Source organism: Balneolales bacterium ANBcel1 (assembly GCA_029688905.1).
Taxonomy (GTDB): Bacteria; Bacteroidota; Rhodothermia; order Balneolales; family Natronogracilivirgulaceae; genus SLLW01.
The window spans coordinates 166,679-187,107 of sequence record JARULB010000005.1 but is presented as its reverse complement, the minus strand read 5'-3'; the positions used below and the strand labels follow the sequence as shown (position 1 = coordinate 187,107).

At 56.2% G+C, this 20,429-nt stretch carries 16 protein-coding genes; 9 read left to right on the top strand and 7 right to left on the bottom strand.

Features of this window, described 5'->3' with window-relative positions; genetic code table 11:
• Positions 1–59: 59 nt before the first annotated feature.
• Together QA596_08560 and QA596_08555 are read left to right on the top strand one after the other, a co-directional pair.
• Positions 60–2,012, top strand: coding sequence for a DEAD/DEAH box helicase (locus QA596_08560; protein ID MDG5767511.1), 1,953 nt, complete (start codon positions 60–62; stop codon positions 2,010–2,012).
• A 53-nt stretch (positions 2,013–2,065) separates the two neighbouring features.
• The gene (locus tag QA596_08555; protein MDG5767510.1) at positions 2,066–3,307 is read left to right on the top strand and encodes a M48 family metallopeptidase; all 1,242 of its coding nucleotides are present in this window, start codon (positions 2,066–2,068) and stop codon (positions 3,305–3,307) included.
• Positions 3,308–3,319: 12 nt separating this feature from the next.
• Here QA596_08555 and QA596_08550 read toward each other — a convergent pair whose 3' ends face one another.
• Positions 3,320–3,841 (bottom strand): nucleoside recognition domain-containing protein, encoded by a 522-nt coding sequence (locus tag QA596_08550; GenBank protein MDG5767509.1) that lies wholly within the window; start codon positions 3,839–3,841, stop codon positions 3,320–3,322.
• A gap of 3 nt (positions 3,842–3,844) precedes the next feature.
• Positions 3,845–4,789, bottom strand: a complete 945-nt coding sequence (locus tag QA596_08545) for a nucleoside recognition domain-containing protein (GenBank protein ID MDG5767508.1) — start codon at positions 4,787–4,789, stop codon at positions 3,845–3,847.
• A 252-nt stretch (positions 4,790–5,041) separates the two neighbouring features.
• On the opposite strand from QA596_08545, the gene QA596_08540 reads away from it, so the two are divergent.
• The 4 genes from QA596_08540 (at position 5,042) to QA596_08525 (ending at position 9,286) form a co-directional block, all read left to right on the top strand.
• Positions 5,042–6,331 carry a PLP-dependent aspartate aminotransferase family protein gene (locus tag QA596_08540; protein ID MDG5767507.1) on the top strand — a complete coding sequence of 430 codons (1,290 nt, stop codon included), beginning with the start codon at positions 5,042–5,044 and terminating at the stop codon, positions 6,329–6,331.
• Between the two features lie 135 nt (positions 6,332–6,466).
• Positions 6,467–7,981 carry a dihydrolipoamide acetyltransferase family protein gene (locus tag QA596_08535; protein MDG5767506.1) on the top strand — a complete coding sequence of 505 codons (1,515 nt, stop codon included), beginning with the start codon at positions 6,467–6,469 and terminating at the stop codon, positions 7,979–7,981.
• Entirely contained in the window at positions 7,978–8,895 is a 918-nt protein-coding gene (panC, locus tag QA596_08530; GenBank protein MDG5767505.1) for a pantoate--beta-alanine ligase, read from the top strand. Before QA596_08535 ends, panC begins: the two co-directional genes overlap by 4 nt.
• On the top strand, positions 8,885–9,286 hold the full coding sequence (locus QA596_08525) for an aspartate 1-decarboxylase (GenBank protein ID MDG5767504.1): 402 nt from the start codon (positions 8,885–8,887) through the stop codon (positions 9,284–9,286). The genes panC and QA596_08525 overlap by 11 nt, the downstream gene beginning before the upstream one ends.
• 173 nt (positions 9,287–9,459) lie before the next feature.
• Here the strand turns inward: QA596_08525 and QA596_08520 are convergent, their stop codons facing one another.
• The 5 genes from QA596_08520 to QA596_08500 all read right to left on the bottom strand — a co-directional run bounded on the left by QA596_08520 (position 9,460) and on the right by QA596_08500 (position 15,447).
• Positions 9,460–10,839, bottom strand: a complete 1,380-nt coding sequence (locus QA596_08520) for a dipeptidase (GenBank protein ID MDG5767503.1) — start codon at positions 10,837–10,839, stop codon at positions 9,460–9,462.
• Between the two features lie 128 nt (positions 10,840–10,967).
• Positions 10,968–12,023 carry a tetratricopeptide repeat protein gene (locus QA596_08515; GenBank protein MDG5767502.1) on the bottom strand — a complete coding sequence of 352 codons (1,056 nt, stop codon included), beginning with the start codon at positions 12,021–12,023 and terminating at the stop codon, positions 10,968–10,970.
• A complete protein-coding gene (locus QA596_08510) occupies positions 12,020–13,843 on the bottom strand; it encodes a BatD family protein (GenBank protein MDG5767501.1) in 1,824 nt (607 codons plus the stop codon). Before QA596_08510 ends, QA596_08515 begins: the two co-directional genes overlap by 4 nt.
• On the bottom strand, positions 13,827–14,546 hold the full coding sequence (locus tag QA596_08505) for a tetratricopeptide repeat protein (GenBank protein ID MDG5767500.1): 720 nt from the start codon (positions 14,544–14,546) through the stop codon (positions 13,827–13,829). Before QA596_08505 ends, QA596_08510 begins: the two co-directional genes overlap by 17 nt.
• Positions 14,547–14,688: 142 nt before the next feature.
• Positions 14,689–15,447, bottom strand: coding sequence for a YebC/PmpR family DNA-binding transcriptional regulator (locus tag QA596_08500; GenBank protein MDG5767499.1), 759 nt, complete (start codon positions 15,445–15,447; stop codon positions 14,689–14,691).
• A 558-nt stretch (positions 15,448–16,005) separates the two neighbouring features.
• Between QA596_08500 and QA596_08495 the strand changes: the two genes are divergently transcribed.
• The 3 genes from QA596_08495 to QA596_08485 all read left to right on the top strand — a co-directional run bounded on the left by QA596_08495 (position 16,006) and on the right by QA596_08485 (position 20,411).
• A complete protein-coding gene (locus QA596_08495; GenBank protein MDG5767498.1) occupies positions 16,006–17,355 on the top strand; it encodes a PmoA family protein in 1,350 nt (449 codons plus the stop codon).
• Positions 17,356–17,484: 129 nt separating this feature from the next.
• The gene (locus QA596_08490) at positions 17,485–18,909 is read left to right on the top strand and encodes a Gfo/Idh/MocA family oxidoreductase (protein ID MDG5767497.1); all 1,425 of its coding nucleotides are present in this window, start codon (positions 17,485–17,487) and stop codon (positions 18,907–18,909) included.
• A 104-nt stretch (positions 18,910–19,013) separates the two neighbouring features.
• A complete protein-coding gene (locus QA596_08485) occupies positions 19,014–20,411 on the top strand; it encodes a putative oxidoreductase C-terminal domain-containing protein (GenBank protein ID MDG5767496.1) in 1,398 nt (465 codons plus the stop codon).
• Positions 20,412–20,429: the final 18 nt, after the last annotated feature.

Below are 20,429 nucleotides of genomic sequence, written 5' to 3'. Positions count from 1 at the left end.
TTCTTTCAACAGCTTATGAGTAAAAAAATAAGCCATTATCAAAAACCATATTTAATATTTTGTCATTTGATCAATTCAACCTCCATGAAGAGGTATTAAACGGATTGCGGGACATGGGTTTTGAGAAACCCACCCCAATTCAGGAAGCATGCATTTCCCTGATTCTGCAAGGCCGGGACGTTCTGGCCTCCGCTCAGACCGGCACCGGCAAAACGGCCGCATTCGCCATCCCCGTGCTTGAGAAACTTTCCGAGAAGAAAAAGCAGAATAAAGAGGGTATCCGGGCACTGGTGATCACACCTACCCGTGAACTGGCCGGACAGGTCGACGAAGCCTTTTTTGCCATCGGTTATCATACCGGACTAACGACTGCTAAAGTTTATGGCGGCGACGACTGGTCGCGCCAGGAAAAGGCGCTTTCCCGCGGCACCAACATCATCGTTGCAACGCCGGGACGCCTGCTCGACCACATGAAAATCCACGATGTCGACTTCAGCAATCTCGATTTTCTGATTCTCGATGAAGCCGACCGGATGCTGGACATGGGGTTCATCCCCGATATCACCCAGATTGTCAGCAGCCTGCCCAAAGAGCGTCAAACACTGCTCTTTTCGGCAACCATGCCGCAGAAAATCGCACAACTCGCCCGGAAGATGATGAAAAACCCGGAGCGTGTGAATATGGCGCCATCCAACAAGGCCGCCGAAGGTGTAGCCCAAAGCATGTATTATGTGGAGGAGCGTGAGAAACTGCCGCTCGTTCTGCATCTATACGAAAAGGAAAAATGGCCGTCGGCAATCATATTCATGTCGACCAAACGGGCGGTTGACAAACTGACCCGTGAGCTCAACAGAAAAGGGGCCAACGTGACCAGCATTCACGGCGACCGGACCCAGGCCGAGCGGGAAAAAGCGCTGGAAAGCTTCCGAAAAGGGGAGTATCGCGTTATTGTGGCAACGGATGTGATGTCTAGGGGTATCGACGTGGTGGGTATTTCCCATGTGATTAACTTCTCGGTTCCCCACGATGTCGAGGATTATGTGCATCGAATCGGCCGAACCGCCCGCGCCGAGGCAACCGGTGACGCCGTAACGCTGGTTTCGGGTCAGGATCGCCGCTATATGGAGAGTATCATCCGCGGCATGGATTCCGAAATCAGGAAAATGGAGGTGCCCGACGAGATCAGCGGAAAAGCAGGTGGACAGGATCAGGATGAAGAACGCTCATCGGACGGCAACCGGCGCAGGGGACGCGGACGTGGCCAGGGCCGGCAAAAGCCGGAGCGAAAGGATGCATCCGGTGACAAAGACAAATCCCGCTCCGGTAAGGGCAGGCCACCTCGCGGCAAAGATGCAAAAGCCGGCAAAGAAGATTCGGGTACGCAAAACGGAAAGCCCGTGTCTGAGGATGAAGCCGCCGGAGCACCGGCCGCCGGTGAAAAGAAATCCGGCAGTGGCGGCAGAGAACGCAGTCAGGGTGGCCGCAACACCCTTCAGACAAGCAAACAGGGCACCGATTCGGGCTCCGATGATGCTGCAAAAGGGCGGGATTCCGGTGGAGATTCCGGAAACAAGGACTCCGATGGCCGTCCCAAACGACGCAGAGGCAGAAGAAGGCCGGGTGGAAATCGCCGCGGCAAGGATTCCAAAAGTCGTTCCGAGCGTGCCGGCAAGGATCAACCGGATCCTCAGCAGTCCCGGCAGGCACAATCACAGGATGATGGAAGCAGCCGCCAGGAGGACCGATCCGGCAAGGGACGCCGCGGACCGGCCAGGGGGGGCAAAGGCGAAGGAGGTTCTCAAAAAGGCCGCCGCCGTGGACCCCAACGCGGCAAGGAGGGTTCCTCAGGCCGTGCACCATCCCGTGGAAGGCAGAAGTCGTCATCCAAAGACGCCGAACGCAGGGAGCTCTTTGATAATATCACCTCCCCCGACATGGATCGCGTGAACAAGTCCGTTGAAAAAAAACGGGGTGTCTGGAGCAAGATCAAGAACATATTCGGAAGTGATTAGCGGACAATTAAGGATAACCGGATGATAACCAGGTCAAAGCGGCAGCCCTTGCGATGAATATCTATGCAGTGATCATATTGGCGGCCCTGGCTGCCGATTATCTTTTGAACCTCATTTCCGATCTGCTCAACCTGAAGGCACTTCGAAAGCAGATGCCCGATGAGTTTGGCGATGTCTGCGACGAGGAGAAGTATCGCAAATCGCAGGAATACACGCGGGTTCGGACCCGATTCGGACTGATTTCGGCCACCTTCAGCCTCGCCGTTCTTCTGCTTTTCTGGTTCGCGGGCGGCTTCAACTGGGCCGACCAGCTGGTTCGGGAACTGGGGTACGGTACCATCGCCACCGGGCTGCTTTTTATCGGCATGCTACTTCTCGGGCAAAGTATTCTCTCGCTTCCGTTTTCGATCTACAGCACGTTTGTCATCGAAGAGCGGTTCGGTTTCAACAAGACCACTCCCCGAACTTTTGCAACCGATCTGTTGAAGGGGATGGTGCTGGCGGTGCTGCTTGGTGGTCCGCTTCTCGCAGGGGTGATCGCCATCTTCGAATTTCTGGGAGCAGAGGCATGGCTCTACGCCTGGGTGGTGGTGATCCTGTTCACTCTGTTTGTGCAGTTTATCGCACCCACCTGGATTATGCCCCTGTTCAACAAATTTGAGCCACTCGAAGACGGGGAGCTCAAACAGGCGATTCTCGATTATGCGGAAAAGGTGTCGTTTCCGCTTCAGGGAATCTACACCATCGACGGATCCCGCCGGTCCGGCAAGTCCAACGCGTTTTTTACCGGCTTCGGGAAAAACAAACGCATCGCTCTGTTCGACACGCTGATCGAAAACCACACCGTTCCGGAACTTGTGGCGGTACTGGCCCACGAAGTCGGTCACTATAAAAAAAGGCACATCCCGAAAAATATGATCATCGGGTTTTTACAGACCGGATTGATGCTTTTTCTGCTCTCTCTCTTCATCCGGATACCCGGTCTGCATGAAGCGTTTTTCATGGAAGAGATTTCGGTTTATGCCGGCCTGCTCTTTTTCGGTCTGCTGTATGCCCCCGTTGAAATGCTGCTATCCATTGTGATGCAGATCGTTTCCCGCAAGCATGAGTTCGAGGCCGACCGGTTTGCCGCCGAAACGACAGGCGAGCCGGAAAGCATGGTTTCCGTACTGAAGAAGCTGTCGGCCGACAATCTGTCCAATCTTACGCCGCATCCCTTCCATGTGTTTCTGAACTATTCTCATCCCCCTGTGGCCGAGAGGATTCAGGCGATACGTTCGACGGAGGACAGCTGATCAGCGCACCGGTCAACCGAACAGGATGTAAACGATTACCACCGATGCGATGATGCCTGCCAGGTCGGCGATCAGTCCGGTCTGCACCGCGTATTTCACCCGGCGAATGCCTACCGCGCCGAAATAAACAGCCAGCACATAGAACGTGGTTTCGGTGGAACCGAACATGGTGGCCGCCATTTTTACGAACAGGGAATCCTCGCCGTACGCCGCGACCATATCGGCCAGGACGCCGACGGAACCGCTGCCGGTAAGCGGACGAAAGATCGCCATCGGGAGCACTTCCACCGGAAACCCTACCCAGCCCAGTGCCGGACCGAGTGCCGCCATGAAGAAGTCCATGGCCCCGCTTTCACGGAACATGCCGATGGCGAACAAAATGGCGACCAGGTACGGGATGATCCGCACACCTATCTGGAAGCCCTCCTTTGCGCCATCCACAAATACTTCGTAGACAGGCACTTTCTTGACGAGGCCGTAAAGCGGAATAAATACGATGATCAGTGGCAGAATGAAAGCGGCTATGGTTTGCATGAATCAGGCCTCGCTTTTTTGTTCAACGGGGATGTTTTCCAGATGCGGCTCTTCCGGATGGAACCGCTCGTAGATTTTGGCGGCAGTGATACCGACAATCAGCGAAATGAGCGTTGCCAGCGCCATGCTGATGACCAGCTGGTTGACACCGGTGCCGATCAGGGCCACGAGTGTGGCGGGTGGCAGCAGCTGTACGCTGGCGGTATTGACGGTGAGCAGCATGCATTGGGCGTTGCTGGCCCGGTCCTTGCTCGGATTGATTTTCTGAAGTTCCTCCATCGCCTTGATGCCGAGAGGTGTGGCCGCATTCCCCAGTCCGAGCATGTTGGCCGCCATGTTGAGGCTGATGATCCCGTGAGCAGGATGCGATTTGGGGACATTCGGAAACAGAAAGCGGAGGAATGGCTGCACCAGGCGCACCAGAATGTAAACCAGTCCGCTTTTTTCGGCGATTTTCATCAGGCCCAGCCATAACGCCATCACCCCGATCAGGCCGATGGCAAGCGTGACCGCAAATTCGGCCATGTTGAATGCCGCCGCCGTAATGGCCCGTAATTTTACATAGCGCACTTCCGGCAGGACGATGGCGGCCCGGCCTGTTTCCCGCTCGAATCGGGTCACCTGCGCCAGCATTTCTGTTTCTGTGGAGGCCTCCTGGTTTTCGGCCACCCGTTGCCAGTGTTCCGGCATCCCGTCGCTCACCGTAATCACCAATTCCCGGTTTTCGGCATCAAGAGGGCGCCATACGGCTTCAAACGTTCCTTCGTGATCCGGAATTGAGAACCGGACCGACTGTCGCTTGCCGGGATCACCGTTCTCCGGGAAAACGATTTCCACATTGTGAATCTCTCCGTTTCGGTAGGTATCCTGGATGAGGTCGCTGGCATCCTGGGTCACGGCAAACAGGAGGCTGATGATGATGAGGCCCGACCAAATGTAGTTTAGCATGGCTCCGGTTGTAGGTTGGAATAAATCTGCAAAGATGTTTTTTTTGGGGAATTCATCGAAAAAAACGTGCAACTTCAGATAAAGGCAAACGGTTGCCGCCGATTTGGTGTCTTACATGAAACATCCATGGCCGATAATTCGGCCACTCAAGCGCATGATTAAAACCGGTGATGTTATTCTATCTGACATTATGAATCAAAATTTTTAAACAGATAAAAACAGTTACCATCAAAGGTATTACAAAAAAAAGTTATGAGTAAGCAGGAAAAGCAGAAGCAAGCCGGATGGCATCCGGAAACACGGGCGATCCATGCCGGATGGCACCCCGAAAGGCCGGGGGATCCGGCTGTGCCCGGCTGGGAGCCGGCAACCATTTTCAGGCATCCCGAAGCCGGACTTTCCGCTGATAGCTGGAGTTATACGCGCCTCGGAAACCCAAACCGGGAGCAGCTGGAACAGACCCTGGCATCTATTGAAGGCGGCCGCCATGCCGTCTCGTTTGCCTCCGGGATGGCGGCGGTACAGGCGGTATTTCACCTGTTATCGCCCGGCGATCATGTGCTTCTTCCGGAGGATCTGTACCACGGGGTACGCAACCTGATTCGCGATCAATATGCCCGATGGGGCTTGTCCTTTGATTTTGTGGACATGGCTTCCGTCGATGCCGTAAAAAACGCAGCAACGGACAGAACGAAACTGCTGTGGATGGAGACTCCGTCCAACCCCATGCTCAGGATTTGCGACATCGCTGCCTTGTGCCGGATGGCGCGCAGCCAGGGTTGGCTTACCGTAGTGGACAACACCTGGACTACCCCCGCTATCCAGCGTCCGCTCGAATTGGGAGCCGACATTTCGCTCTATTCGACGACGAAATATATCGGCGGCCACAGTGATGCGCTTGGGGGCGCACTGGTGTTAGGTCGCGCCGATGCCGATAACGGCACAAGTACCGATACCGTTACCGCCAGCGCTGATTCCGGAAAAGCACCGGAAACGTCTGCGGAAGAGTCCGACCGGCAGGAGCAGCAGCAGGATCTTTCCTCCGGATTCTCCGTTTCGGAGCTTGAGGCCCGTTTCAGAACCTGGCAGGCCCAGGCCGGAGCGGTTCCCTCTCCGTTTGACTGCTGGATGCTGACGCGAAGCCTGAAAACGCTCTACGCCCGGATCCGGACCCAGTCGGCCAACGCACAGATTGTCGCGGGTCGGCTGCTTGCCCATCATGCCGTTGAGCGGGTCTTCTACCCCGGCCTGAAGGATCATCCCGGACGGGAGATCGCATCCCGGCAAATGGATCTTCCCGGGGCGATGATCTCATTTCAGGTGAAGGGCGACGCCGAAGCTGCCCTGGGCGTTGTTAACGCCTCCCAGGTTGTGATTGCGGCCACCAGTCTCGGGTCGGTGGAATCCACCTGGGAGCACCGCAAAACCAGTGAACACGCCGAAAGCCGTACACCCGGGAACCTGATCCGGCTCTCGGTGGGCATCGAACACCCCGAGGATATCTGGAAGGATGTGGACCAGAGTCTCAAAGCCCTTTTTTGAGTCACGGGCCAACGACGCGGACCCGTCTCTGCAAATCTGAACGATTTTCAATAATTTGAAGTCATATGTGACGTAACCAGTTTTTATATTGTCAGGTCATCTCTCTGAAATTCTAACCTCCGGATACATACCGAAATGGCACGAGTTGAAGTTACCATGCCCAAAATGGGCGAATCAATTATGGAAGGAACGGTCGTTGAGTGGTCGAAAAGTATCGGCGATTATGTCGAGCAGGACGAAACCCTGCTGGAAATTGCGACCGACAAGGTGGATTCGGAGGTTCCGGCCCCGGAAGCCGGAGTATTGGTGGAGATTCTTGTCGATGAAGGTGAAACGGTAGAAGTAGGGGCACCCATCGCCGTCCTGGAAACGGATCCGGATGCGGCCGAAGGGGTAGCGTCCGGTGAATCCTCCACAGGCGATGAATCCGCAGAAGAGGCTTCCGGCCCCGGTGAAGCAGATAGTACGGCGAAACCGCCCAAAGACAGCACTTCCGGTGGCAATGGCAAGGGCGGAGCAGACGCGGCATCATCGGCAAAAGAGGATGATTCGCAGGTCGGCAGCGGATCCGCGAACGGGGTGGATGCAACCGATGCACCCGACCGTGACGAACAACAGGGTGCCGGGTCCGATTCACAGCAAGAACCGGTTCCGGTCGCCAAAGGGGATACCCCGCCGCAACGCAAGGGCTCGGACGGCCGATTTTTCTCACCGTTGGTGCGGGCCATCGCCAAAGAGGAAGGGATCTCGCAGGAGGAACTGGAATCGCTCGAAGGCAGCGGCAACCAGGGCCGGGTCACCAAGCAGGATGTGCTGGATTATGTACAGTCCGGAAGAGCGGCCCAGCCATCCGGCGACTTGCACAAGGCAACCGGAAAGCAGGGCACGGCCGCCGTGGATGCCGGCGAGATATCTCCCGTGTGGCCGAAAGAGAATGTGGAAATCATCAAAATGGACCGTATGCGAAAGGTGATTTCCGAACACATGATCCGTTCCAAGCAGACCTCCGCTCACGTCACAACATTCGCCGAGGCGGATGTCACCCGGCTGGTGCAGTATCGTGAGAAACACAAAGACCGCTTCCTGCGGGAGCAGGGCTTCAAACTGACCTTCACCCCGTTCTTCATTGAAGCCACCATCCGGGCGCTGCGCGAGTTTCCGATGCTTAACAGTTCGGTGGACGGGGACCGGATCCTGCTTAAAAAGAATATCAACTACGGGCTTGCCGTCGCTCTCGGAGAAGCCGGAAAAGGCGGCCTGATCGTTCCCGTCATAAAAAATGCCGGGGAAATGAATTTGCTGGGCCTGGCAAGGTCCACACACGACCTGGCCGTAAAGGCACGCGAGAAGAAGCTGTTGCCGGACGATCTTGCCGGCGGCACCTTTACCTTCACCAATTACGGCAGCGTCGGTAACCTGATGGGAACACCGATCATCAATCAGCCGCAGGTGGCCATCTTTGGAACGGGCATGATACAGAAGCGGCCGGTGGTGATAGAGGTGGATGGAACGGATACCATCGCGATCCGCCATATGGTTTACCTGAGCATGAGCTATGACCATCGAATTATTGATGGCGCTATGGGTGGCGCTTTTGTGCAGCGCGTCAAGCAGCTGCTGGAAACCTTTGATGTAAACCGCACCCTTTGAAACTGGCGCACAAAAAAATTGAAGTCCGGAAGAGTGTAACGAATTGGCGGTCGCAGGGGCTTAAAATTGCACTTGTGCCAACGATGGGAGCCTTGCACGAGGGGCATTTGTCGCTCATCCGCCAGGCCCGGGAGCACGCCGACCATGTCGTGGTTTCTGTGTTTGTCAACCCCGTGCAGTTTGGCCCCGGAGAGGACTTTGACCGGTATCCGCGTACTCTTGCCGCCGATGTTGAGCAATGCCGCAAGGAAGGCGTATCGCTGGTATTTGCCCCGGACAGCAACGAGATGTACGGAGCGGGAGACGACCGGGTGGAGCCTTATATTTCCATCGGGATCGCTCAGATGAACCGGCACCTGTGCGGCGCGACCCGGAAAGGCCATTTCGAGGGGGTGTTGCTGGTTGTCAACAAGCTGTTTAACATCGTGCGCCCGAATGTCGCGGTATTCGGGCAGAAAGACATCCAGCAGTGGTTCGTAATCCGCCAGATGGCCGAGGAATTCGACCATGGCATTGAAATTCTGATGGGGCCGACACTGCGAGAAAATGACGGACTGGCCATGAGCAGCCGGAACCGCTATTTGACCCCGGAAGAACGAATGAAGGCTTCCGGGTTGTTTCAGGCATTGCAGCGGATATCAAAAAAAGTAACGGCTGCCATCCGGGATGCCGAATCGGGCCGGAGGCGGGTTCCCGTGGACTCGTCCATGCTTCAGGCCGAGGCCGAAGCCCTGCGTGAAAATGGCTTTGATGTTGATTATCTTTCTTTGGTATCCACACCCGATTTGCAGCCCGCCGCCGTTATAGAGGTTGGAAGGCTGTATGTCATTGCCGTTGCCGCCAGGCTGGGTAACACCAGACTTATCGACAACATATTGTTAAATACCAGGAAAACCGCCGATCATGATGCTTGAGATGTTCAAATCCAAACTCCACCCGTTAACCGTAACGCAGGCCGACCTGTATTACGAGGGGAGCATCACTATCGACCAGGAGTTGCTGGAGACGGCCGGTATTCTGACCTACGAAAAGGTGCAGGTAGTCAATATCAACAACGGCTCGCGGCTCGAAACCTATACCATTCCAGGCAAGCGGGGAAGCCGTGAAGTGTGCATGAACGGTCCGGCCGCACGACTCACCAACGTGGGGGATCGCATTATCGTCATCGCCTACGCGCGCATGACCGAAGAGGAAGCCCGCGAGCACAAGCCGCGGGTCGTCCTTATGGACGGCAAAAATAACCCGGTGAAAGTGACAGACGAATCGGTCGCCGGGTTTCGCTATAATCCGGAGGAGGCATCCTGACCAGGGCTCCTTCAACGCGTCCCAAGCACATCCACAAGTTCAGTATTTCCGCCTGATCCACCCCCCAGGGTTTGAAACGCCGTTACCCAGGCTGCCGTCCGGCAATCGCTGTGCTTCGGCAAAAAGCGATTCGCGGCTCTGACAAAGACATGCGAATCTGCCGGCTGCCGGTATCAGGCTTCCAGATAGTCACCAAGCAACTCAAAGAAGCGGGCGGATGTTTTCATGCCGCGCTCGAAATCCTTGAGGTGGAAATGCTCGTTGGGTGAGTGGATGGAGTCGGAGTTGAGGCCAAAGCCCATCAGAATGGTTGTCGCGTTCAGTGTTTTGGCAAAATCGGCGACAATCGGGATGGAGCCTCCTTCGCGCGCGAACAGTGCCTCTTTACCGTAGACATCCTGAAAAGCCGCTGCGGCCGCTTTCAGTCCGTAGAAATCCAGAGGGACCAGCACGGCATGGCCGCCATGATGCTCCATAACCTTGATTTCCACTCCCGACGGTTTAATTTCATGCAGATAGGATTCGATCTGCCTGTAGACCTCTTTCGGATCCTGGTCGGGCACCAGGCGTGTGCTGATTTTCGCGTTGGCGCGGGCCGGCAGCACCGTCTTCGCCCCTTCGCCCTGATATCCGCCCCAAATGCCGTTCACGTCAAGTGACGGGCGTCCGCTCACCCGCTCGAGCGTCGAATACCCCTCTTCACCAAATTCGTGTTGGATGTCCAGCTCCCGGTTGTAGGCCTCCTGGTCGAACGGCAACTGCGCGTAGGCTTCCCGCTCTTTTTCGGTGAGAGGCCTGACGTTATCGTAAAACCCGGGGATTTGCACTACCCCCTTTTCATCCTTCAGTTTGGCAATCATTTCGCAGAGCGCGTTGACGGGGTTCTGGACTCCGCCGCCGTAAACCCCGGAGTGAAGGTCGCGGTTGGGGCCGGTGACTTCAAGTTCCAGATACATCAGTCCGCGTAGGCCGTATGTGATCGACGGGGTGTCTTTTGCGAACATGGCCGTATCGGATACCAGTACCATATCGCATTTCAGCCGTTCCCGGTTCTCCGCAAGAAACGGAACCAGGCTCGGCGAACCGATCTCCTCCTCCCCTTCAATGATGAATTTGACGTTGACCGGAAGCTCGGTGCCGGTCTTCAAAAACGACTCCACAGCTTTGATGTGCGTGAACGCCTGGCCTTTGTCATCGCTGGCGCCGCGTGCGTAGATCTTGCCGTCGCGGACAGTCGGCTCAAACGGCGGCGTCTGCCACTTTTCGAGCGGATCCGGCGGCTGGACGTCATAGTGGCCGTAAATCAGAATGGTAGGCTTGTCGGGACCAGCCTTCAAATACTCCCCCAGGACGATAGGGTGCCCGTCGGTCTCTTCGATGGAGACGTTATCCATCCCGATGGCTTCAAGCTGACCGGCAAGAAACCGGGCGGCGAGCTGAACATCGGTTTTGTGTTTCGGGTCGGCGCTGATGCTCGGAATTCGCAGCAACTGAAACAGCTCTTCGCGAAAGGTGTCCTGGTGGCTCTGGAGATATTCAAGGGGTGTACTCATAAAACGATATGGTTTCTGTGCCCGGACCGTTTGAAGCCATGTTCAAAGGCCGTTGGTCACGCAGTGTCATTTGTTGTTTGGCAGTGACGCCGGTTTTATTTGCGGGGAATGATGCCGGGTCGAAGTTTTTAAAGAATTTGCAGCGCTGAATCGGGAACCCATCCGGTGATTCCGTTTCTCAGGCGTATGTAGGACCAGCCGTCGTAACGGCCGCCCGACCTGACGTGTAAGGTAACGGTATACGCTTCATAAGCCAAATCGACCACCTCGTTTTCTCCGGTTTCGGATGAAGCGGATACCTCCGGCAGGGTATTGGCGGAGGTATCGGTGCGGGCTCCACGTGACTCTCCGGCAAGTTCCGGCTGCCGGTTCTCATTGCTGCCGTTCCGTGATCGTTCTTCCCGGTAGGTGACGGTATGGCCTGCAGGTTCGCCCGGCCGGGGTTCCTGGTAGAGCGGAACGGAATCCGATACCACCACCGCCTGCCGGTATCCCTGGGCGGCCCAGTGAATGGACACCGTTGTCAGCAGCAGCAAACACCCCGTGATCGCTGCAAAACCGCCGGCCCTGGCGAGCCACCGGCGGGTAGTGTCCGTGCCGAACGGCATTTTTCCGGAAGCCTGTTCCGAAGCCGTTCCGCCCGTTGGAAAAAACAGCCATCCTGCCAGCAGAGCCATGACTCCGGTATTGATCAGGAATAAGCTCCAGAACACCCACCATCCCCGATTCATACCGAAAAGGAACCAGTCGATGAACGCGTACCATGGCAGATACGGAATGAAAGTGCCCCGGTTGCGCATCTCGGTCTCGATAAACTCCATGCCGGACTCGGCCCGGTGCCGGGTTTCCCGAAACTGCGCGCTCTTCTGAAAGTAATAAGAAGCCTTGCCCAGCGAGTCAAGGTAGGAATAACTGAGAGCCATGTTGAAAAATAGGGGCCCGGCCGCATATCCTCTCGACTCAACTTCCCGAAACACTTCCAGAGCGGCGGGGTAATTTTGTTCCTCCATCAGAAAAATTCCCCGGTTAAACAGGGATTGCGGGTTCCCGCTGTTGTCGGAGGAGGCTTCAAGCGCGTAACTTCCGGCAGGCAGCAAGCCCAAAAGCAGCACGATTGCGGCAAGTCGCAGGCTGTACCGTGCGGCTGCTGAGGGGCTGGGCTGGTTTCTGTGGATGTCCCTCATAACTGGATTTTGAGTTGCGATATGAGGTTGCGGGCTTCGGCCAGGTCGCCGGCTGCGTCTGCCGGGGAAGGATCGGGTGCGTACCGTATGGTGGCGCATTTATTCAGCAGGCGCAAGATCCGGTCGCAGAGCGGCCGTTCCACATTTCTGCTGCGAAGCTCATCAACAAGCTGCTTTTCAGTAAAACCCGCCGCAGGGAGATCCAGACGGTCGGTGATAAAATTGGTTACTGCTTTGTAAATAATCCGGTACAGGGTTTTGGCGTCGGAGGCGGCCGAAACACTGTCCAGGAGGGATGTGGAGCGGCCCAAAGCCTGTTCATATCTGGAGAAGCGCCGGTCGGAAGTCAGTTTTTGCCGGTATTGCCGGACCCGGACGCCGTAGAGGAACAGGGCCATGGGAAGAATCAGGGCCAGCCAGAACAGCCAGGATCCGTAAAAAGCGGCGGGGGTGGATTGGGTCCAGGCAACCGAACCGCGTGCGGGGGTAAGGCGAAATTCATCGCTGTGAGCAAGCATCACGCGGGCATTCGGATCCCGTACCACTTCGAGGGTGAGTTCGGGCAGCTGGTGCGGTTCGTAGCGCCGGGTGGCATCGTTGTAAATGTGGATGGTAGTTTCCGGTATGGTATAGGTGCCGGCATTGCGGGCGATAAGCACATCGCGGAACTGTTTGGTTCCTGCCATTCTGGGGGCTGAAAAATCCCGCTCGACGATCTCTCTTGGTCGGTGGGTATCAAAACTGACGGGGTACTCGTAGACCGGCCGGGTTATGAGTCCGAGGTTGCCCGTACCGCTGATCTCGGTGATAACATCCACAGCTTCACCCAGTTTCACCCGATCCTGACTCAGGGTTCGGTTGATGGTAAAGCGGCCGAGCGCGCTGATCAGCTGCCCGTCGGCTGGAGGTGCGGGAGGCGGGAGTACGCGCATGGTTATGGGAGAGGTTTCAAGCCGTATTTCGCGCTGGCGGCCAAATCCATCGAAAATAGAGCCGAACCCGCTCTGCTGACTGCTGCCGCTTTGTCTCACCGAAGCCCGGATGCCGTACGAGGGCACAGTCAGCTCCCCGCTTCGGGTTGGAAACAGAGCGTAACGGGCAAGAACCGCCCTTCGGTAGGATTCGCCCTGCAGTACCACCGATTCCGGGCGCCTGGTCTGACTTTGATTCAAATCCTCCCGCCAAAAGCCCTCGGTTTGCCAGCTCTGTGCAATATTGAAATTTCTGACTTCGATATTCTCTCGAAAATAGAGGACGACTTCTGCGACAATCTGCTGGCCACGCACCGGCCGCTCCTCACTCAGTTCCATATCGAGGAAAATATCGGGTTGCTGCGAACGAGCCGGGCCCGGTCGCTGCGATTCGTCATCGCCGGGGGCGCGGATGATGACCGTCACCGGCCGTGTTGCATACTCGGTGCCGTCGACGTCAATGTAAACCTCCGGGATCTGAAATGCGCCGGAATCGGCCGCCTGAATGGTGAAGCTGTACCGGTAGGTCATCCGGGCCACGCCGTTGACCAGCGAGTAGCTGGTGCTGGTACTCGGTACCGTTGACAGATAGCGCATTCCTTCAAGCTGCGGCAGTTCGGGACGCGAAAGGTTCCGGGGCTCCCGGCTCTGAAGCTCAACATTGAGTGTAAACCTTTCGCCGACAACAGGATTTGCGTTGGATACCGAAGCCGTGAGCCGCACATCACTGGCCAGGGCGTGTTGCTGCGGGATTAACAGCGGGGCCACAGCGACGAACAGAAGAAATGCCAGGGTTGCTGCCGGGGAGAAACCCGCGTTGTGTGTTATGCGCTCACCAGTCTTTCTCATGCGGGTCCACCGGATCAAATTGGCGTTTCTTGAAATCCTTGATCAGGTCTTTTTCAATCTGCTCCAGCGCATTCATGATGTCTTCGGCGTGATCGAGCTGTTCTCTGGAGATTTCCGGAGGACTCCCGTCCGGCTGGTCTTCCTGATCGGGGGATCCTTCCGCCGGTGTGGGCTGCTGGTCGGGTTGCTGATCCTGCTCACCGGAAGCGTCGTCCTGTTCGGGAGTCTGACCGGCTTCGGGCTCCGGTTGCTGCTGCTCCTCCTCATCCTGCCGGTCGTCGTCATCCTGATCGGGCGGGGTCTCCTGCTGGCGGCGGCGCAGGAGTTCATAATTGTACTTGGCGTCTTCATCGGAAGGATCCAGATCCAGCGCCCTTCGGAACCGGTTCATCGCCTCTTCGGTGTTACCGGCCTGTTCGTGCAGGTATCCCAGATTGTATTCTGCCGGTGCCCGCTCCTCACTGCTGTCGGCGCTGTTTCGGTATTGCTCAAAGACATCCATGGCCGCCTCTGTTTTCCCCTGCCGGGCCAGAGCACTGCCCAGGTTGAATAGCAACCGGGCATCGCCGGGCTGATCCTCAAGCAGCTCCCTGTAGATTGCTTCGGCCTGCTCGTAATGGCCCGCTTCGTAGGCGCGATTTGCCTCCAGGGCGCGGTTGCTGTCGGCCGATCCGGTCACAATCATGGCAAGCAGCACAGCCATGCCGCCTCGCAGTATAGCACGCGACAGGCGGCCGCCTGAAACTGCCGGATATGAACTTTGGGATGCCATCATAGTCAGAATGGGGTGCCGGTTGCACCCGTGTTACAGGATCCGTGCTGTCACCGGGATGAGGGAGAAACGGTCAGAGCTGCTCGGCAACGGCCAGGGTTTCATCATCCATTTTCATGTTGTTAAACACGTTGCTGACGTCGTCGTTGTCTTCCAGAAAACTCATCAATTTGAAATTGGTGAGGGCGGTCGATTCATCCAGTTTTACCTCGGTTTTCGGAATCCATTGGAGATCGGCGTTATTGATGGTATAGCCGGCCTGTTCGAGATGGGTGCGCACTGCGGCGAGATCTTCGCGGAGGGTCGACACTTCCAGCATTTCCGGATTTTCATCGTTGATATCCTCGGCGCCGCCTTCGATGGCTTCCAGCATCAGCTCTTCCTTGTCCACGCCGTCGGCAGGAACGGTGATGATCCCTTTCTGGTCGAACAGATAGGAGACAGATCCGCTGTTTCCAAGATTTCCACCAAAACGGGTGAACGCGTGGCGCACTTCGCCGACCGTACGTGTCGCGTTATCGGTGGTGGCCTCTACAAAATAGGCGACCCCGCCGGGTCCGTACCCCTCGTAAACCACTTCTTCATACGCCTGGCCGCTGCTCAGTTCGCCGGTTCCTTTCTTAATTGCCCGTTCGATGTTGTCTTTGGGCATGTTGTTGGATTTGGCATTGGATATGGCGAGACTCAGGCGGGGGTTACCTGCCGGGTCACCGCCACCGTCACGTGCGGCGATGGTAAGCTCCCGGATGATCCGGCTGAAAATTTTCGAGCGGGCGGCGTCGGCACCGGCTTTCTTGTGCTTGATGTTTGCCCATTTGGAATGTCCTGCCATAATTGAAATGCTGTCTGGTTCAAGGAAATATGTTGCCGGCCGATTGAAGTATCAAGCGGGCGGTGTACGGCACAATATACGATGATCACCCCCATCTCTTCCATTCGGTTCGGATAAAAGTGGAGGAATGCGGCGGATTTCTCCCGGATTTGAAACCGTGTCCGGCCGCATCGTAGAGACCATGTATGAGCGGTATGACAGAAAGCCCGTCAACAGCAGACCGGCTTTCTGTCGCCATTCGAAAAAAAGGCTTTTTTAAATTAATTTCTATTTTATGTTGAAACGTGCGGAATGCCTGGTTGTGTATGGCAGTGTCACGACATGGATGAAGGATGACGGACGACGAGGCCGGACAGGATTTGCAGTGAATGAGGAATCCGGCAGAGTTTGCAATTGATGATCCCGCCGGAACACAGTATTTGTTATCCGGAGTGTGGAGAGGCAACAGGATCTCGGCCTCTTAACAGATGATAACCGCGGTATCCTGATTCCGGACGCAATCACCCTCAGGTATCCGCCCATATAGTTCTCTCCTGTAACAAAAAATATATCTGGCTGATGAAAAGATTCTTTATAAACGGGTTTGGCTGCTTTTTTCCCACACTGATTTTGGTTTTACTTTTGATGCCATCGGGCCACTTGTATGCCCGCACTTCCGCATCCGGGACAGACGGTGGAAGTGATGCCGTAATTCTGGCGGAAATCTCGGTAGCCGCCGGAGAGGCGACCTATTACAATACGCCGGTTACGGCCGTACTTGAGGGAGTATCGCTGAAACTGGCCGATGGCAGGCTTCAGTTGATCGAGGTTACGGGAGGAGAACCGGTCCCGGTTGCCAGTCAGCTTTTTCCCGGAACACCGGACCGGCTGGCGTGGATACTGGAGGGTGAAACCGGTCCCGCTGAAGAACGAGTGTTTCAGCTCTGGTCGGTGAGTGCTGATCGGCCGGAACATGGCCGCGAGCATCCTGCCACGGTGGAGGATGACGGCGAGAATTTGATTGTCAGTATCGGCGGAAAGCCGGTACTGAGCTACCGGCACGCGCATATGGGCACTCCCGATGGAGTGGATGAGATCTTTGGCCGGAGCGGCTACATTCACCCGGTCTGGTCGCCGGGAGGGCAGGTGCTGAGCCGCATTCAGCCGCCGGACCACTATCACCATTACGGAATCTGGAACCCATGGACAAGCACGGAATTTCGGGGGCGCGGGGTCGATTTCTGGAACCTCGGACAGGGTCAGGGTGCCGTTACGTCCCGGCAGGTGCCCGAGCGTCTGAACGGTGCCGTGGCCGCGGGTTTTCGTGCTTTGCACGACCACATCGTGTTTGAGGAGTCCGGGCGCGAAACCGTAGCCTTGAGTGAGCAGTGGGTGGTTACGGCATGGAAAGCCGATTCGGAAAACGAATGGTGGCTCGTCGATTTTGTCTCCATACTTAATCCGGCAACGGAGGATCCGCTCACCATCAGGGAGTACCGGTACCAGGGCTTCAGCCTGCGGGCAACCGAGGCGTGGCATGACGACAATACCACCCTGCTCACTTCCGGGGGATACGACAAAAGCAACGCCAATGCCACCCGGGCCCGCTGGATCGATGTGAATGGAGCTACGGAAGCAGATCAGGGAACCTCCGGCATTCTGTTCATGACTCATCCGGGCAACTTCAACTACCCCGAACAGCTCCGCATCTGGCCGGTCGGCGCCAACCAGGGCGAGGAGAACGTGTTTATCAATTTCAATCCGGCCCAGGATCGCGACTGGGTCCTTGAGCCCGGCAACAGCTATTCTCTCAGGTACCGCATGCTGATCTATGACGGAAGTATCGATGAGGCAACAGCAGACCGGCATTGGCGCAGTTTCGCCCATCCTCCCGAAGTACGAGTGCGAACCGCATCCGCCGATGAGTAATAAATAACCCGAACTGAAAGTGCATATCCTAAGTGCAGGCTCTGTCCAATCTGACGAACGCTTTTATAAAAAACAGAACCCTGCATCTCGCGCAGCAAATCCATCCGCAAACTACACAGCCATAAAATTATGAAGAAAAAGAACGGAATGACCCGGCGTGAATATCTGAAAACCTCACTCATCGGTTCGGCCGGTGTGTTTATGGCCCCGGCGATTGTGCCGTCCACGGTTTTCGGAAAAACGGCACCAAGCAATAACATCCAAGTGGGGCAAATCGGGTTTGGAAGAATCTCCCGGGTTCATAATCTGCCCAGCACCATGAGGCTGCCGGGAGTCCGTGTTGTCGCGGTCTGCGATGTCGATACCCGGCGCATGGAGGATGGCAAGCGATTCATCGAAAACTGGTATGCCGAAAACAAGGGCAGCGAAGAGTACATCGATGTAAAAATGTATCAGTACTACCGCGAGATGCTGGAGCAGTCCGACATTGACGCGGTCATCATCAGCACCCCCGATCACGCCCATTTTCTGCCCTGTATCGAGGCCTCGGTCGCCGGAAAGGATATTTTCATGGAAAAGCCGATGTCGCTGACCGTCGAGGAAGGGCGGCTGATGAGCGATATTCTGCACCGTAACGGCACCGTGTTTCAGCTGGGAAGCCAGCAGCGAAGCCGTGATCCGTGGCCGCATTTCAAGCGGGCTTGCGAGCTGGTGAGAAACGGCAGAATCGGAGCCTTGAAAACCGTTGAGGTCGGTCTGCCGGGTGATCCTCCCGGAGGCAATCCTGCTCCCATGCCGGTGCCCGCAACCCTGGACTACGACGCCTGGCTGGGAACCACCCCCAAAGTGCCCTATACCGTTGACCGGGTTCATCCGCAGGAAGGATACGGCCGGCCGGGCTGGCTGCGAAACGAGCAGTTTTCGGCGGGGATGATCACCGGTTGGGGGACACATCACGTGGACACCGCGCACTGGGGGATGGGTACGGAGCATACCGGTCCGCTCGAAGTGGAGGCGGAAGCCGCGTTTCCGGACGATGATCCCGGCTATGAAGGATTGTGGAATGTGCACGGCGAGTTCAGGGTGGAAGCGAAATATGCCGGCGGAACAACCATGATCATTTCCGGGGATTATGACAATGGCGTGCGTTTTGTTGGGGAGGACGGCTGGATTTTTGTTACGCGCGGCAGCGGGGTCACGGATGATGAGCCGGGTTTGAATGACGAGGACTCGCCGCTAAGAGCCAGCGACACCGCAATTTTGCGCTCCGAAATCGGTCCCGGAGACATCCGCCTGTATGAATCCGAAGAACAGCACGCCAACTGGATCCGTTGTATCCGCACGCGGGAACAGACCGTGGCGCCTCCGGAAGTGGCCCATCGCTCCTGTACCGCCTGCCTGATTTCCCATATCGCCATGAAGCTCCCCCGGAAACTGCGGTGGGATCCTCTCAATGAGCGGTTCAGGAATGATGATGAGGCCAACGCCATGCTGTCCAGGCCGCAACGATATCCCTACAAATTGTCGCAGGTGCCGGGCTTGCTGAAAAAGTGATGTACCGCAAGAACCGCAATGCGACTTCGTCCCGGTCAACGGGTGAACCCCGCCGGCAGATCCCAGTGCCGGATTCAATTGTTACCTAAAGAATATCCATCGCAATGAAACTATTATATAGCCTGATTCCCCTTGTCCTGTTAACGGTATTTGCCTGTGAAGCTGACCGTGACGCCGCCCCCGACCGGCAGTCGGAAGCGCCTGGCATGCAGGAAAACGTAGCATTCATGAACCTTAATCCCGGCCATTTCCATGCCGGGCTGATTCATTTGAACCACTATCCGCAAGTAGATTCGACGGTATATGTATACGCCCCGGAAGGAGAGGAGCTCAACTCCTATCTGAACATGATCCGGCAGTTCAACCAGCGTGATGAGAACCCCACCCGATGGGAGGCCGAAGTCTATACCGGGGAGGATTATCTGCAGAGGATGCTGGAAGAACAGCCGGGAAATGTCATGGTCGTTGCCGGGAATAACGCGCGCAAAATCGAGTATGTGAGTCGTGCCGTGGACAACGGCATTCATGTACTGTCGGACAAGCCGATGATTATCGCCCCGGATCAGTTTCCGCTGCTGCAGAATGCGCTGGAGTCGGCCGACCGGCAGGGAATCGTGCTCAATGACATGATGACCGAGCGCCATGAAATTACCAATATTCTGATGAGAGAGCTTTCGCAGATTCCGGAACTGTTCGGTGAACAGCGGCAGGGCAGCCCGGAAGAGCCGGCCATTAAAAAAGAAAGCGTTCATTTTTTCTACAAGACGGTCGCCGGCGAGACCCTCATCCGGCCGGCCTGGTTTTTTGATGTAAAACAGCAGGGAGAGGCGATTGTGGATGTATCCACCCACCTGGTCGATCAGGTGTTGTGGAAGGCATTTCCGGACGATGCGGTTGACTTCCGGAATCCGGACGACGGGGTGGATGTCGTCCATGCCGAAATCTGGCATACCGATTTGAGCGATGACCAGTTTACGCTTATCACCGGAACGGAGGCGTTTCCGGCGTACCTGATGGATGATGTTGAGGACAATATTCTCAAGGTGGCCTCCAACGGATCTTTTGTATTTGAGGTGCGGGGTGTGTACGCGAAAGTATCCGCCCAGTGGGGTTTTACCAATCCGGATGGCGGCGACACCCATTACTCCGTGATGCGCGGCACCCGGGCCGATCTTGTTATTCGCCAGGATCTGGAACAGGATTTTGTCGCCACGCTGTATGTGGTTCCGGCCGATGAAGCGGACGAAGATTTCGAGAGGGTGTTACAAGAGGCGCTTGGTAGCCTCGGTGATACCTATGAGGGGCTCTCGGCCCGTCATACGGAATTCGGCTGGGAGATCTCCATCCCTGAAGCGTATGTGGAAACCCATGAAGAGCATTTTACAAGGGTAACCCAGCGCTTTTTGGAAGCTCTGGAAATCGGCCGGATTCCCGAATGGGAGCGCGTAAACCTGGAAACCAAATACTTTCTCACGACCCGCGCCTACGAGAAGAGCAGATAAAACGATCCGGGCGGGAAG

Excerpts from the sequence above, each read along its gene's own strand:
- QA596_08500 (MDG5767499.1), bottom strand. The coding sequence starts at position 15,447 with ATGGCAGGACATTCCAAATGGGCAAACATCAAGCACAAGAAAGCCGGT.
- QA596_08550 (MDG5767509.1), bottom strand. The coding sequence starts at position 3,841 with ATGCAAACCATAGCCGCTTTCATTCTGCCACTGATCATCGTATTTATT.
- QA596_08525 (MDG5767504.1), top strand. The coding sequence starts at position 8,885 with ATGATGCTTGAGATGTTCAAATCCAAACTCCACCCGTTAACCGTAACG.
- QA596_08545 (MDG5767508.1), bottom strand. The coding sequence starts at position 4,789 with ATGCTAAACTACATTTGGTCGGGCCTCATCATCATCAGCCTCCTGTTT.
- QA596_08485 (MDG5767496.1), top strand. The coding sequence starts at position 19,014 with ATGAAACTATTATATAGCCTGATTCCCCTTGTCCTGTTAACGGTATTT.
- QA596_08515 (MDG5767502.1), bottom strand. The coding sequence starts at position 12,023 with ATGAGGGACATCCACAGAAACCAGCCCAGCCCCTCAGCAGCCGCACGG.
- QA596_08535 (MDG5767506.1), top strand. The coding sequence starts at position 6,467 with ATGGCACGAGTTGAAGTTACCATGCCCAAAATGGGCGAATCAATTATG.
- QA596_08490 (MDG5767497.1), top strand. The coding sequence starts at position 17,485 with ATGAAGAAAAAGAACGGAATGACCCGGCGTGAATATCTGAAAACCTCA.
- QA596_08540 (MDG5767507.1), top strand. The coding sequence starts at position 5,042 with ATGAGTAAGCAGGAAAAGCAGAAGCAAGCCGGATGGCATCCGGAAACA.
- QA596_08555 (MDG5767510.1), top strand. The coding sequence starts at position 2,066 with ATGAATATCTATGCAGTGATCATATTGGCGGCCCTGGCTGCCGATTAT.
- QA596_08505 (MDG5767500.1), bottom strand. The coding sequence starts at position 14,546 with ATGGCTGTGCTGCTTGCCATGATTGTGACCGGATCGGCCGACAGCAAC.
- QA596_08495 (MDG5767498.1), top strand. The coding sequence starts at position 16,006 with ATGAAAAGATTCTTTATAAACGGGTTTGGCTGCTTTTTTCCCACACTG.
- QA596_08520 (MDG5767503.1), bottom strand. The coding sequence starts at position 10,839 with ATGAGTACACCCCTTGAATATCTCCAGAGCCACCAGGACACCTTTCGC.
- QA596_08510 (MDG5767501.1), bottom strand. The coding sequence starts at position 13,843 with ATGAGAAAGACTGGTGAGCGCATAACACACAACGCGGGTTTCTCCCCG.